Genomic DNA, 13,259 nt, shown 5'->3' with positions numbered 1-13,259 from the left:
GTCAACGGCCGCGCCTGGCTGAACGTGGACTTCCCCCGGAAAGTCAGCACCCCTGGCCCAGAACATGCCGACATGCGTGCCACTTTTACGCCGCGTGGGATTGTAGCCAGTCATGGGCAGGTTGGGCTGGGCTGTACCTTCTTCCACTTCCGTACGGCTAACCTTGTAGTACCAGCGAATGGGGATGCCACACGCGGTTTCGTCTTGCCGAGGGGGACAGGGTGATAAATCCGCCCGTATTTCCCCCATCACCTTGCCTGATATCCGGTCGAATGCCAGCAAAGGCTCATATGCCGCCCGCAACGCTCCTTCCGAGGGAAACAAGCGAGGTGGGGAAATGAAATTCTCGATTGGCCGGCCAGCAGTTCCTTGCGCATGCAGCGAAGAATGCGTCGACACGCAGGTCAATCCAAGGCACAGCACACGGAAAAAACGCCTAACGCAAACCGACTGTTCAAATATTGCGTTCACGCTTGCTTCCCCGATTCGTACAATGCAGTATTCTCGACTGGCCGCTCTTGGCTGCGCAATCAATCGGCCAGTTCAATCGGTAAGCCGGTGCCGCAAGGTCGGCTCGATATTGCGCGCATGCAGCCAGTTCACGATGTCTTCCAGTGTGGCGTCCTGCAGCAGCAAGCCCGGCGCAGTGGCGGACGTTGCCACTGGCAATGCGGCAACGACGGGAGCGGGCACGGCGACAGCCAGCCCCGCATGTCCCTGCAACTTCGCCAGCGCCTGCGCGAACTGGGCCGGGTTGATGCTGCGCAAGCTTTCCAGGAAACCCAGCTGGGCCGCTGGCGGCGGCGGCATGTCCAGGCCCGGTTCATCGACGAAGGCGGCGCCCATGCTGGGGTGGATGAAGGCGGCCCACTTGCCCGATGGCTGCAAGCATGGCGGCAGCGCCACCTGCTCCACGTCAGCGGGGGGTGCTGCGGCAAGGATGTCGGTCGAGGCAGGTAAAAAGGTTGAACGCAGCAGTTGCACGAACTGGCGCGCCTGGGCGACGGGCACGGGCGTGGCCAGCGACAGCCATAACTGGAATGCCGTGCCCGAGATGCTGACGGCGGGCGCCGGCAAGTCCAGCTCGTGCTGCACGGCATTGGCAATCGTGCATAGCGCGCTCCAGTGCGCTTCGCCGCCGCCCTTGCCGCCAAACTCCAGCACCAGCGCACGCGTCAGGCCGCCCTCGGTCACGAGTTGCACCGCCACCGTCTGCTCGCCCGACAGATGGCGCGCCAGCACGGCCGGCGTCAGCGGCTGCGCGCCGCCATCCGCCTCCAGATAGTGCTGCTGTTCATCGAACAGATACAAGCGGGTGAGTTCAGAAATCAGTTTATGCATGGGCGGCCTCGTAATGACGTTAGGCAACACTTGCCAACGTGCCCAGATTATAGCCTCCCCTGCTCCCGGATTTCAGCGCACCGGCAGCCCGGCAGGCGGCCACGCCGCCATACAGCATCACGGCGCCAAAACCTTGTACCAGCGCAAGCTTTGCCACGCCAGCCGGCAGGGTTTGCGCGCCGCCGTACTGGCCGGGCTGGCGATCACGGCCCTGCCGCAAGGCGACCTGGAGGCGGGCATGGTGGTCATCGATGGCCAGCATGGCTTGCCCGTCCTGCCCGCAGCCCAGTTCCAGCTGCTCTGGCGCACCGCCAGCACGACGGCGGAGGCCGATGCGTTCGGACAATTGCTGCGCGAGTGGTCAGCTGCTGCGGCGGCATGACAGCACCAGCAGCAAGGCCGGCGCCAGCATGACGGCCGCGCTGCCCACGGCCACCAGTGCCGCCAGCGCCGAAGTTGACCAGGGTCATGGGCAGGAAAGCCAGACCCGTCCGCCTCCAGGGTTCCTTGCGTCAGGGCATCGCCCCAGCCGGCGCCAGCCGAGCGGATCAAGCCGTACACGAGGGCCGTCATGCCAAGAGTGGAACTGACGGCGCAGGCCACGTCGAAGCGGCCACGGGCGGTTTTATTCTCGGCGATGTAGCGGCGCGCCGCCACCAGCATGGCGGCGCCGATAGGCAGGTTGATGAAGAAACCCACGCGCCACGACAGCCATTCAGCCAGCACGCCGCCCAGCACCATGCCCACGCTGGCGGCAATGCCGGCCACGGCGCTGTACAGGGCGATGGCCCGCGTGCGCTCGCGCCCCTCCGCAAACGTGGTTTGCAGCAAAGCCAGGGTGGATGGTGCCAGGATGGGCGGCACGCGCGGCCAGCAACAGCAAGCCGCCAAACGTCAAGGTGTAGGCGCTTTGCACCCAGGCCAGGCCCGTATCTGTAAAGCCCAGGTCATGGTGTATTTTTGACAAGCCCGTCAGCACGATGGACGTATCGAGCACGATCATCACATAGCTGACAAGGATGATGGCGAGAATGGCCGCCTTGTGCGGCGCGGCGGAGTTAGCGGGAAGATTTTTCATACCGCCACTGTAAGGCTAACGCATTACCATGAACAGATGCTAAAGCCTGCGTGAACTTAGTAGCTAGGCTAATGAATTGCACAGAGCAGGGATCAACGGACCAGCCGAGCCGCCAGCATTGCCGCTCCGATGGCAAGGCATGGCCAGCAAGCCAGGAAAATGTCGGCCGCATACGGTGTGCGGTCCCAATAACTGTCGCCGGGCGGCAGTTGCAAGACCAGGCCGCCCCACAGCAACAGGGCGCCCCATGCGATGACGCTGGCAAGGACAAAACCCAGTAGTGAGCAAAGAAAAGTTTTCATCAGGCGATAGTCCGGCCACATGGCAGGGAGATGCTTGCAGAATAACAGCATAACGCAGCGTGATGAATGACTGAAAGGTGACAACATGGCACAAACCAACTTCAACGACATTCTCGCCTTCGTAGCCGTGGCCCGCGAAGGCAGTTTTACCAGGGCGGCAGCCAAGCTGGGCGTGTCGCAATCGGCGCTGAGCCAGACGGTGCGCACCACGCGCAGCGCCCGGCGCGACAAGCCGGCCGGCAACATCCGCATCAGCGCGGGAGAACACTCGGCGCTGACGGTATTGCAGCCGGCCATCGCCCGCTTGCTGCCGAACTTTCCGGATATTAACATCGAAGTCGTCGACAACGGCATGACCGATATCGTGGCCGCGCGCTGCGACGCGGGCGTGCGCCTGGGCGAGCAAGTGGCCAAGGACATGATCGCCATGCCCATCGGCCCCGATTTCCGCATGGCCGTCGTCGTTGCGCCCGCGTTTACCTTGCTGCTCGACACCTTGCGCTATCCCGTGGTTTGAGCCAGCGCAATCCTTCACCGGGCAGAAAGTGTGACCACACGAACACACGTTTACCGTGCGGCGGCGCAGGACTATAGTGGCTTCTTTCCCACCTGTTCAAGGATCGCCATGAAACTCTTTTACTCGCCGGGCGCCTGCTCGCAGGCACCGCACATCATCCTGCGCGAAACGGGCACGCCGTTCACCCTGGTCAAGGTCGACCTGGGCCGGCACCGGACGCAGGAAGACGGCAATTACTACGAGCTCAACCCGAAAGGCCAGGTGCCGCTGCTGGCGCTCGACGATGGAACTACCTTGAGCGAAGGCCCCGTCATCGCCCAGTACCTCGCCGAACAGGCGGGCAGGCAGGATCTGCTGCCGCCCGTGGGCAACTTTGCCCGCTACAGGGTGCTGGAATGGCAGAACTACATCACGTCCGAGCTGCACAAATCGTTCAGTCCCCTGTTCGATCCCCGCTACGACGCCGCCACCAAGGCCTTGTTCAATGAGCAACTGGGCAAGAAATACAAGTGGGTGGACAGCCGCCTGGAAGGCCAGCCCTACCTGACCGGCGACACCTTTACCGTGGCCGACGCCTATCTGTTCGTCATCACGGGCTGGGCGCCAGGCCTGGGCGTGGATTTGTCCGCGCTGGCCAATGTACAGGCATTCCTGGGCAGAATGGCCCAGCGCGACAGCGTCAAAGCTGCTTGGGAAGCGGAAGGCCTGGCAAAAGCCGGCTGAATCGCGTGCCGTGGTGCACGGATCAAGTCTTTTCCGACTTGCCGTGCATCACTATGATGGTTTGCTGCATCAGCGCGCACAAGGCTTCCCGGCCATCCTTGACGGCGAACACTTCGGCCTGCGTGACGATCAAGGTGCGGCCCGGACGCACCACCTTGCCGCGCGCAATCAGTTTCTCGCCATCGGCGGGCGCCAGCAAATTCATCTTGTATTCCACCGTCAGCACGGAAGCGCCGTCCGGCACCATGGTCATGGCCGCGTAGCCGGCGGCCGAGTCCGCGATCATGCCGACCACGCCGCCATGCACGAAGCCATGCTGCTGCTCGATGCCGCTCCAGTGCGGCACGTGGATTTCCGTGCTGCCATGTGCCACCACGGGCAGGCTGGCCTGGATCAAGGTCATGGCGTTTTGCAAATCAAAACTGGCACGGACTTTCTCGGCGAATTGCGGGTCAGGAAGACGGGACATGGTTTTGTGCTTTCAGGATAAGTTCTGCATGGAAGAGATCATGCGACTGTACCCGCTTATGGCCCGCCCCGGCCATCCGCTGTCGTCATTTTCACCGATTGCGACGTACAGGCCGCGAACTGCCCGGTACACCCCGCGCTGTGCGAAAATGCCCGCCTTTGCCATTGTCGAACTCTGCCATGAAACCAGCCGCCATCGATACCCTGAGCGAGTGCGACGCGCGCCGCATCGCGCGCCATGCGCAGGCGGCCGACGCCGCCCGCTTTTTGCATCCGGTCCAGCAGGCCCTGCTGCACCAGCGCGGCTGGCTGACGATGCTGGCACCGCGCAGCGCCGGCGGCGCCGAACTGCCCTTGCCGCAAGCGGTGCGCCTGGAGGAAGCGGTGGCCGCCATCGACGGCAGCATGGGCTGGGTGCTCACCTTGTGCGCCGGCGCCGGCTGGTTTGCCGGCTTCCTGGCACCGGAACTGGCGCGCGCCATCATCGGCACTCCCCGCGTCTGCCTGGGCGGCAGCGGCGCGCCAACCGGCTACGCCGAGCAGGAAGGCGCCGGCTACCGCATCAGCGGCTGCTGGGACTACGCCAGCGGCGCGCCGATGGCGACTCATTTCACCTTGAACGCCCAGCTGCGCGCCAACGGCCAACCGCTGCTTGACGAAGCGGGCGCGCCGCGCATACGCGCCTTCCTGGTACCTGCCGCGCTGGTGGACATCGTGCCGACGTGGAACTGCATCGGCATGCGCGCCAGCGCCTCGCACAGCTACCGCATCGACGGGCAATGGGTGGCCAGGGAACACGGCTTCGCCATCGACGCCGCCTTTGCCACGGCCGCTGGTCCCTTGTACCGCTATCCGTTTTACGCGCTGGCATATGTGACCCTGGCGGCCAACATGGCCGGCATGGCCAGCCATTTTCTGCAATTGGCGCGGCAGTGCATACGCCATCGCCGGCATGCCGGGCTAGGCTTGCCGCTGCTGGAGGTGCCGGAAGTGGCTGCCTTGCTGCGCGACAAGCAACACGCTTTCGCCGCCGCCCGCACGCATTTCTATGCCGTGCTCGACGCTAGCTGGGCACAGGTGGCCGCCGCTTCGCCGCTGGACGCGAACGCCATGCGCTCGGTGCAAGCGAGCTCGCTGGCACTGGTGGCCATCGCGCGCGCCGCGGTCGATGAGCTCTACCCCTACTGCGGCCTGTACGCGGCCCGCGAAGACAGCCCCATCAACCGCGTCTGGCGCGATTTCCATACGGCCAGCCAGCACGCTTTGCTGCTGCCGTAAAGCTGCCGCGCCTGTTCGACGCAAGCACTGACATGCTGGACGGCACAGCCAAGTCATGCCGTCTTGCGCCACGGTGCGCCATCGAACGGCACAGGCGGCGAATTTGACAGATAATGTTAGGCTATTCCATACAGCAAACTCTTTTCTATACACTACCCATGCACGTCAATACGCTCAACAGCTTGGCGCAACTCCTGGCCAGCGCCGAAACGGAAACCCTGGCCTTTCCCACCAGTATCAACACGGCCCTGCTCCTGCAAAAGGAACTGGCCAATCCGGATTGCCATTCGGCCGACATCAGCCGGCTGCTGCTGTGCGAACCCACCTTGTCGGCGCGCGCCGTGGCGCTGGCCAACTCGGCCCTGTTCGCGCCGGGACTGGCGCCTGCCATCACCAGCGTGCGCGCCGCCGTCGAACGGCTGGGCCATCGCAACCTGTATGCGCTGGCGACGGCGGCCGTCATCCGCCAGCTGAACGCGGGCATCCGCGACGAAGCGTTGCGCGACCGCGCCACCCAGCTGTGGGCGCACACCGTGCATGTGGCGGCGCTGGCGCATGCGCTGGCCGGCGCCGTCACGCATACGGATGCCGATACGGCGCTGTTCGCCGGCATCGTCCATGAAGTGGCCGGCTTTTATATGCTGGCCCAGGCCGACAAGACCCCGGGCCTGTACGCCCAGCTGGAAACGCAGATGGCGTCCACCCTGGAAGTGATCGGCCGCGCGCTGATGCGCCAGCTGGGTGTGCCGCTGCCGGTGGCCGATGCCGTCAATGCCTTGCCCGGCTCGACCATCATGCTGCCGCCCGAAGGCTTGCGCGACACCCTGCTGCTGGCCAAGGCGCTGGCGCCCGTTGCCTCGCCGCTGCCGCAGGCCAGCGTCACTGTCAGCGCGCCGCTGCAAACCTATCTGGAGCACGATCCCGTGCTGCAGGCGCTGCGCACGCAGCCGTCGGCCGAAGCAAAAGCCCTGATCGAGGTACTGCTCAGCTGATGGCCGATCTGCTATGATGGCGCTGGCCGGGATGGACCCGGCCCGCTTTCATTGATGTAATGGCTACGGCTACTCAGTCCACTGGAAAACTGCCTTGACTACCTCCTTACGCATGCTCGGCCTGGCCGCAGCTCTGACCGTGGCCTGCAACGCCAACGCCGACAGCTTCGTTTCATCGGCCTCCAGTGCCGGCTCCCAGTCGAGCGGCAGTATTTCCGATTCGCTCAACGGTTCGAGCAACAGCTCCTCGCGCGACAACAAGGTGGCCAATGGTCCCTACCGCATCATCGACGTGGCCGCCGTGCCGGGCCGCAACGGCATGACGCGCCTGACGATGCAAGCGGACGCCACGGCAACGCCGCTGGTGCTGGACTTGCCGCAAGCGGCGCTCGACAAGCAACAACTGGCGCAAGGCGACGTGGTGCATGCACAAAACCGCAGCTACGGCATCGAATTTTCGCGCAACGACACGCGCGCCGCCTTCTTCCTGGTGCTGGCCGACGACTGGTACGGCGAAATGGCCACGCGTCCCGTCAGCCTTTGATCCAAAGTGTGACCCTGCACAAGCTGGCGCGGCTGCTGGCCGGCTGCGCCGCACTCGCCCTGGCTGGCGCGGCCCATGCGGGCACTTCACTGGCCTCGGCGCGCTTTTGCGACCGCGCGCAGGAACTCACGGCCACGGAACAGGATCGCCTGTTGCGCTTTGCCGCCGTGGTGCGCGAAGAACTGGCCGCCAGCGAGGGCAGCGTGGCCCTGATCAGCCGTTCCGGCCTGGACCTGGCACGCTTCGGCATCCGCTATTCGCATGCTGCCCTGGCCTGGCGCCACGACAATGACAATGGCTGGTCCGCACGCCAGCTGTACTACGCCTGCGATGAAGGCCGTCCGCGCATCTTCGACCAGGGCACGGCCGGTTTCGTCATGGGCACGGACAATCCGGCTCTTGGGTACATCTCGCTGGTCAAACTGCCGGCCGAAACCGTGCCGCCCCTGCGCCGCGCCCTGCTCGACCCCGTGCGCGTGCAGCAGTTGCTGGCGGGCCGCTACAGCGCCAACGCGTATGCCTTCAATCTGAAATACCAGAATTGCAATCAGTGGGTGGTGGAATTGCTGGCCACGGCCTGGGGCGAGCTGGCCGCGGGCAGCGACTTGCGCGCCCGCGCCCAGAACTGGCTGCGCGCGGCACCGTATGCGCCCGCCCCCGTCGACGTGGGTGCGCGCTGGCTGATGCTCGGTTCGATCTTCGTACCCCTCGTGCACATGGACGACCACCCGCCGGAAGCCATCGGCACGATGCGGCTGGAAGTGAGCCTGCCGGCCAGCCTGGAAGCGTTCGCGCGCCAGCGCCTGCCCGCCAGCGAGCGCGTGGAAATCTGCCACGACGGCAAGCAGGTGGTGGTGCACCGGGGCTGGGAACCAATCGCCGACGGCTGCGTGCCCGGCGCAAACGACCGGGTTATCGCCCTCGATTGATCAAGCCTGCGCATCAAGCGCCTCGCCGATCGCATAAAAGCGCCCGCCCGCAATGTAGTGCAGGCTGCGCCAGGATGGATCGGCCTCCTCGAAATGCCAGTGCCCGTCGCGGAACACGCGCGTGTCGGCCCAGGCGCCCACCACTTCACCGATGAACAGGTCGTAGGCCGCCTGATTGTGCGGCTCGGGGATCAGACGGCAGGCCAGCCAGGCGGAGCATCCCGCCACGAATGGCACATCAAAGCCTTCCATGTGAAACAGCTGCACGCCGGCGCGCGCCAGTTTATCGGGCTGCGCGTCGAGGCTGTGCGTGCCTACGGCGTGCGTCAGCTGCAGCTGCGCCGCCGTCGGCACCTGGATGACAAACGTGCCGCTGCCTTCGACCAGCGCGCGCGTGCGCGTGGCTTTGTCCAGCACCACGGTCAGTTTCGGTGGCGCGAAGTCGAGCGCGCAGGCCCAGGCGGCGGCCATGACGTTGTCAACGCCCGCATGGCGCGCCGAGACGAGGATGGAAGGGCCGTGATTGAGCAGGCGATACGCTTTTTCCAGCGGCACGGCGGCGATATGGCTACGATCAGCTTCCTTGTTTTTCAGGGACAGGACCATATCCCACTGGTCGATGCCTGGCCCGAAGCCATCCGGCGTCACGTTAACTGGTTGAAAGCCGAAGCGCGCATAAAAACGCTGCGTGTGCTGGCTGGTTTTCATGCTTACGCTGGCGACCCCAGGCATTGCACGGATGGCGTCCAGGCGCGCCTGCGTCAGCGCGCGGCCCAGTCCCTGTCCATGCAGATCCTGCGCCACCATGCCCCAGCACAGGCTGGCGACGGTGCCGCCCGCCTCGAGCGCATGGCCGCCGCAGGCGACGATGTCCCCGTCACGTTCGATGACCAGATACGGGTGCGTCGATGTGTCGAGCCAGGCGGCAAAGCCGGCGCGCTCCGACGGGTCGAAAAAGCGCGGCGTGTTGCCGTCGAAGAGGGCCAGGCAGCTATCGCGGTCGCTGGCACGGTAAGGACGTACTGTCTGCATTGTTATCCTTTCAAAAACAGGAAGAGAAATTATACGGCGCCGCCCTTCACAGCAAGTGTTCCGACGTCACCACATGCAGGCCTGGCGCAGCGGCGATGGCCGCCTCCAGCAAGGCTTGGGCGATGCGCGGCGCCGGATTGATGCGCCAGCGCGCCGGCAGCACGGGACCCAGCACGCGCAGGAGGCGCAAGGCGGCGCCCTCGCCTGCCCGGGCCACGTCGCGCTCGCCGCCGATCAGGCCCGGGCGCACGTGCGTGAGAGAGTCAAAACCCAGCGCTTCCAGGTCGCGTTCCAACTCGCCCTTGACGCGGTTGTAGAAGAAGCGCGAGGCGGCGTTGGCGCCGGCGGCGGAATTGAGCGCATACGTGCGCGTGCCGGCCGCCAGCGCCAGGCGCGCCACGGCCAGCGGATAGTCGTGGTCGACTTTCCGGAACGCCTGCCGCGTGCCGGCCACCTTCATGGTCGTGCCCAAGGTGCAGATGAGGGCGTCTGCCTGCCACCAGGGCGCGTCGGGCGGCAAGTGATCGAAGTCGACGAGGGGCGCATTAAGCTTGGGATGCGCCGGCAAGGGCCGTCGCACGGGCGCCACGACGTAAGTGACGCGCGCGTCCGTCAGCGCCAGGCGCAGCACTTCGCGGCCCACCAGACCCGTGGCGCCCACAAGCAGTAGTTTCATCGTTTCCCAGTAAAAAGTTGCTGTCAGCCACCACCATACAGGGAATTCAGGAAAGGCGCAGCGCCAGCGCGGTCAGGGTCAGCAGCAGCACGGGCACGGTCAGCACGATGCCAACGCGGAAATAGTAGCCCCAGGAAATGTGAATATTCTTGCTGTCGAGCACATGCAGCCATAGCAAGGTGGCCAGGCTGCCGATGGGCGTGATCTTCGGCCCCAGGTCGCTGCCGATGACGTTTGCGTAGATCATCGCTTCGCGCACGGCCCCTTGCGCCGTCGTGGGATCGATGGCCAGCGCGCCCACCAACACCGTCGGCAGATTGTTCATCACGGACGACAGCAAGGCCGTCAGCACGCCCGTGCCCATGGCCGCGCCCCATACGCCATATTGCGCAAAGTAATTCAGCATGCCCGTCAGGTAAGCCGTCAAACCCGCATTGCGCAAGCCATATACGACCAGGTACATGCCCAGCGAAAAGACGACGATATGCCACGGCGCATGGCGCAGCACGTGGCGCGTGGAAATCACATGCCCTTTGCCTGCCACGCCCAGCAACAGCGCGGCGCCCACGGCGGCGATCAGGCTGATGGGAACACCGAGGGCTTCTTGCGAGAAAAAACCCACCAGCAGCAGCGCCAGCACCAGCCAGCCGGCGCGGAAGGTGGGCAAGTCGCGGATGGCGGCGTCCGGGCGCTTCAGTTGCGACGCATCGTAGTCGCGCGGGATATCCTGGCGGAAAAAGAGCAGCAAGACGCCCAGGGTGGCGGCCACGGCGACGACGTTGACGGGCACCATCACGGCAGCGTACTCGGCAAAGCCGATCTTAAAGAAATCGGCGGAAACGATGTTCACCAGGTTCGACACCACCAGCGGCAGGCTGGCCGTGTCGGCGATAAAGCCGGCCGCCATCACGTAAGCCAGCGTGGCCCTGGTGGAAAACTTCAGCGCCCGCAGCATGGCGATGACGATGGGCGTCAGGATCAGCGCGGCGCCGTCGTTGGCGAACACGGCGGATACCGCCGCGCCCAGCAAGACCAGCAGCACGAACAGCTTGCGTCCGCTGCCGCCGCCCCAGCGCGCCACGTGCAAGGCGGCCCACTCGAAAAAGCCGGCCGCGTCCAGCAACAGGCTGATGATGATCACGGCGACGAAGGTACCGGTGGCATTCCACACGATATGCCAGACGACGGGGATGTCGCCCCAGTGGATCACGCCTGCCAGCAAGGCGACACAAGCGCCGATGACGGCGCTCCAGCCGATGCCCAGGCCACGCGGCTGCCAGATGACCAGGGTCAGGGTGGCGAGGAAAATGAGGAAAGCGGTCAGCATGCGGTGATGGTCCCGTGCAAATGCGGCGTCGCGGGCACCATGCGCCGCAGCCTGTGAATGTCAACAATAATTCCATAATACTGGAATTATTGAATGAATGCAAAGGCCGCGGCGGTACTCCCTTACTTCAGTGCGATGGCGATATCGACCAGTCCCACAGCGCCATTGCCGATGGCGGATGCGGCCGGGGTGGCCGCGCCGCCGCTCAGCACCGCCGCGCCCGTCGCCAGGTCGATGCGGTACAGGGAGCTGGGGCCGCCGGCCGTCGTGCGCAGGGCCGCCAGCGCCAGCCCGTTGGCGCCGCCTGTAATATCGAAGCCCACGTCGCCCGCCACCGCGACACCCAGCAGCCCTATATTGACCAGGGTGCCGTCATTCGGTGGATTTTGCAAGGCGAGCGAAACGCTGGCCGTGTCGATATCGAACAGCATGGTCGCCGTAGTGCCCGCAAAGCTGTTGGTATAGGCGGCTGCCGTGACGATGGGCGCCGCGCCCGTGCGGTTGACGGCGCCGTCGGTGGTGGTCGCGCCCGTGTCGACATTGATGCGCAGGCTTTGCCCCGTATTGCCGATCACGCGCAGGCGGTCGGCGACGGGGTTGAAATCCACGCCGAAGGCCGTGCCGGCGATGGCTGCGTAGGGTGCGGTGGTATCCAACGCATCGGCGGTGAGCGTCGCCTTGACGCTGGCCACGCCCGTGGCCGGGTCAATGGTGACGATACGCCCGGCCGAGGAAATCCCGTACAGCAGGCCATCCTTGGGACGAATGTCAAAGCCCAGCAGGCGCTCGCCCGCCGCCAAGCCCGTGACGGCCACGTTGGCGTCCAGGGTGTTTGGCGTGGCCGTCTTGAAGGTGACGATGCGATTGTCGTCCGTCAAGCCATAGGCGCTGGGCGTCGCCGGCGCCTTCAAGGCGATGCCGCGCAGTTCTTCCGTCACGCCAATGGCCGCCACCAGGGTCGCCGGCGCGGTGCTAGCCGCCAGATTCAGGGTGTACAGGTTGCGCGCGCCGGCCACCGTCATGACGGCATAGCCTGTGTTCGTGCGTGCATCGATGTCGAAACCGGATACGCTGGTGGCCGCCACGCCCAACGGCACGGCGCCGGCCAGGGTGCCGTTATTCGGCGGATTTTGCGTGTATAGGGTGGCGTTGGCCCCATCGATGACGTACAGGGTGGTGCTGGCCGTACCCGCGAGGCTGTTGGTATACGCTGCAGCCGTGATGGCGGTGCTGGCCACGCCGCCGTTGATGTTGCCATCCGTGGTGGTGGCGCCCGTATCGGCATTGATGCGCAAGCTTTGTCCCGTGTTGCTGACGATGCGCAGGCGGTCGGCGACCGGGTTGAAATCGACGCCAAACTCCGTACCGGCCAGCGCCGTGTAGGGCGACGTCGCGTCGGCCGCATCGGCCGCCAGGCTCGCCTTCAGGGTGGCCGCGCCCGTTACACCATTCAAGGTGTAGATGCGGCCCGTGCTGCCGACACCATACAGCTGGCCATCAGCGGGACGGAAATCGATGCCCAGCAAGTTTTCGCCTGCCTGCAGGCCCGTCACCGTCACCGCTGTGCGGATGGTGGCCGGCGTGGCGCGGTCGAACGACAGCAGCTTGTTGCTGTTTGTCAACACGAAGACATCGCCGGCCACCGCCACGGGCGGCGGTGGCGTGACGACAACATCATCATGGTCATCGCCGCCGCAGGCGGACAAGGTCATGGCGATGGCGGAAACGAGCAGCAGCTCGGCAAATGGCAAGGTCGGTAATATCGGCATGGTCGTGGCCCCTGAAAGAGTGAGTGGAAGTGCCGCTCGTGCCGCCGTTGCGGCGAGCGCACCCCTGTACTACTCGCCATGCGCGCATTTGGATGCAGCGGCGCAAAAAAATTTTTGCCGCCCCCGCTTGTGCTTACCTTTGGACAACTTAATTCAAGTTGAGCCTTACGGAAATCCTCTGCACCTACAGCGTGCAGCAGGCGGACGGCAAGACTGCCGCCCAACACACGGCGGGCTGGAGCCTGGCACGCAAGCGGCCTATCGGCGCCTTTACGGGCTAAGC

The 13,259-nt window shown here is 65.0% G+C and carries 15 protein-coding genes and 2 pseudogenes; 7 read left to right on the top strand and 10 right to left on the bottom strand.

Features of this window, described 5'->3' with window-relative positions; genetic code table 11:
* Positions 1-543: 543 nt before the first annotated feature.
* The 4 genes from ACP7DE_RS23595 to ACP7DE_RS23580 form a co-directional block, all read right to left on the bottom strand.
* Positions 544-1,341, bottom strand: coding sequence for a TOTE conflict system archaeo-eukaryotic primase domain-containing protein (locus tag ACP7DE_RS23595; protein WP_426074365.1), 798 nt, complete (start codon positions 1,339-1,341; stop codon positions 544-546).
* Positions 1,342-1,458: 117 nt separating this feature from the next.
* On the bottom strand, positions 1,459-2,172 hold the full coding sequence (locus ACP7DE_RS23590; RefSeq protein ID WP_426074434.1) for an MFS transporter: 714 nt from the start codon (positions 2,170-2,172) through the stop codon (positions 1,459-1,461).
* Positions 2,057-2,419 (bottom strand): hypothetical protein, encoded by a 363-nt coding sequence (locus ACP7DE_RS23585; protein WP_426074364.1) that lies wholly within the window; start codon positions 2,417-2,419, stop codon positions 2,057-2,059. Before ACP7DE_RS23585 ends, ACP7DE_RS23590 begins: the two co-directional genes overlap by 116 nt.
* A gap of 92 nt (positions 2,420-2,511) precedes the next feature.
* Complete coding sequence (locus ACP7DE_RS23580; protein WP_426074363.1) at positions 2,512-2,721, bottom strand: hypothetical protein; 210 nt, start codon at positions 2,719-2,721, stop codon at positions 2,512-2,514.
* 85 nt (positions 2,722-2,806) lie between these two features.
* Here ACP7DE_RS23580 and ACP7DE_RS23575 point away from each other — a divergent pair.
* A pseudogene (locus ACP7DE_RS23575) lies at positions 2,807-3,199 on the top strand (LysR family transcriptional regulator); the annotation flags it as partial.
* Between the two features lie 147 nt (positions 3,200-3,346).
* The gene (gene gstA / locus ACP7DE_RS23570) at positions 3,347-3,961 is read left to right on the top strand and encodes a glutathione transferase GstA (protein ID WP_426074362.1); all 615 of its coding nucleotides are present in this window, start codon (positions 3,347-3,349) and stop codon (positions 3,959-3,961) included.
* A gap of 22 nt (positions 3,962-3,983) precedes the next feature.
* Here the strand turns inward: gstA and ACP7DE_RS23565 are convergent, their stop codons facing one another.
* Positions 3,984-4,430 (bottom strand): PaaI family thioesterase, encoded by a 447-nt coding sequence (locus tag ACP7DE_RS23565; protein WP_426074361.1) that lies wholly within the window; start codon positions 4,428-4,430, stop codon positions 3,984-3,986.
* A 179-nt stretch (positions 4,431-4,609) separates the two neighbouring features.
* Here ACP7DE_RS23565 and ACP7DE_RS23560 point away from each other — a divergent pair, with 179 nt between their 5' ends.
* The 4 genes from ACP7DE_RS23560 (at position 4,610) to ACP7DE_RS23545 (ending at position 8,172) form a co-directional block, all read left to right on the top strand.
* The gene (locus tag ACP7DE_RS23560; protein ID WP_426074360.1) at positions 4,610-5,707 is read left to right on the top strand and encodes an acyl-CoA dehydrogenase; all 1,098 of its coding nucleotides are present in this window, start codon (positions 4,610-4,612) and stop codon (positions 5,705-5,707) included.
* Positions 5,708-5,865: 158 nt separating this feature from the next.
* Positions 5,866-6,699, top strand: coding sequence for an HDOD domain-containing protein (locus ACP7DE_RS23555; RefSeq protein ID WP_426074359.1), 834 nt, complete (start codon positions 5,866-5,868; stop codon positions 6,697-6,699).
* 112 nt (positions 6,700-6,811) lie between these two features.
* Positions 6,812-7,243 carry a hypothetical protein gene (locus ACP7DE_RS23550; RefSeq protein WP_426074433.1) on the top strand — a complete coding sequence of 144 codons (432 nt, stop codon included), beginning with the start codon at positions 6,812-6,814 and terminating at the stop codon, positions 7,241-7,243.
* A gap of 8 nt (positions 7,244-7,251) precedes the next feature.
* Positions 7,252-8,172 (top strand): DUF2145 domain-containing protein, encoded by a 921-nt coding sequence (locus ACP7DE_RS23545; protein WP_426074358.1) that lies wholly within the window; start codon positions 7,252-7,254, stop codon positions 8,170-8,172.
* Here the strand turns inward: ACP7DE_RS23545 and ACP7DE_RS23540 are convergent, their stop codons facing one another.
* The 5 genes and pseudogenes from ACP7DE_RS23540 to ACP7DE_RS23520 form a co-directional block, all read right to left on the bottom strand.
* Complete coding sequence (locus ACP7DE_RS23540) at positions 8,173-8,778, bottom strand: flavin reductase family protein (protein WP_426074432.1); 606 nt, start codon at positions 8,776-8,778, stop codon at positions 8,173-8,175.
* Between the two features lie 3 nt (positions 8,779-8,781).
* A pseudogene (locus ACP7DE_RS23535) lies at positions 8,782-9,204 on the bottom strand (GNAT family N-acetyltransferase); the annotation flags it as partial.
* 46 nt (positions 9,205-9,250) lie between these two features.
* Positions 9,251-9,880, bottom strand: a complete 630-nt coding sequence (locus ACP7DE_RS23530) for an NAD-dependent dehydratase (protein ID WP_426074357.1) — start codon at positions 9,878-9,880, stop codon at positions 9,251-9,253.
* 46 nt (positions 9,881-9,926) lie between these two features.
* Positions 9,927-11,207 carry an arsenic transporter gene (locus tag ACP7DE_RS23525; RefSeq protein WP_426074356.1) on the bottom strand — a complete coding sequence of 427 codons (1,281 nt, stop codon included), beginning with the start codon at positions 11,205-11,207 and terminating at the stop codon, positions 9,927-9,929.
* 122 nt (positions 11,208-11,329) lie between these two features.
* On the bottom strand, positions 11,330-12,976 hold the full coding sequence (locus ACP7DE_RS23520) for a DUF4394 domain-containing protein (RefSeq protein WP_426074355.1): 1,647 nt from the start codon (positions 12,974-12,976) through the stop codon (positions 11,330-11,332).
* A gap of 158 nt (positions 12,977-13,134) precedes the next feature.
* Between ACP7DE_RS23520 and ACP7DE_RS23515 the strand changes: the two genes are divergently transcribed.
* Positions 13,135-13,257, top strand: a complete 123-nt coding sequence (locus ACP7DE_RS23515) for a hypothetical protein (RefSeq protein ID WP_426074354.1) — start codon at positions 13,135-13,137, stop codon at positions 13,255-13,257.
* Positions 13,258-13,259 lie beyond the last annotated feature (2 nt).

Source organism: Janthinobacterium sp. DSP2-3-3, assembly GCF_049897325.1.
Taxonomy (GTDB): domain Bacteria; phylum Pseudomonadota; class Gammaproteobacteria; order Burkholderiales; family Burkholderiaceae_D; genus Janthinobacterium.
Note: the sequence above shows the minus strand (reverse complement) of the source record. Positions and strands in the feature narration are given on the sequence as shown.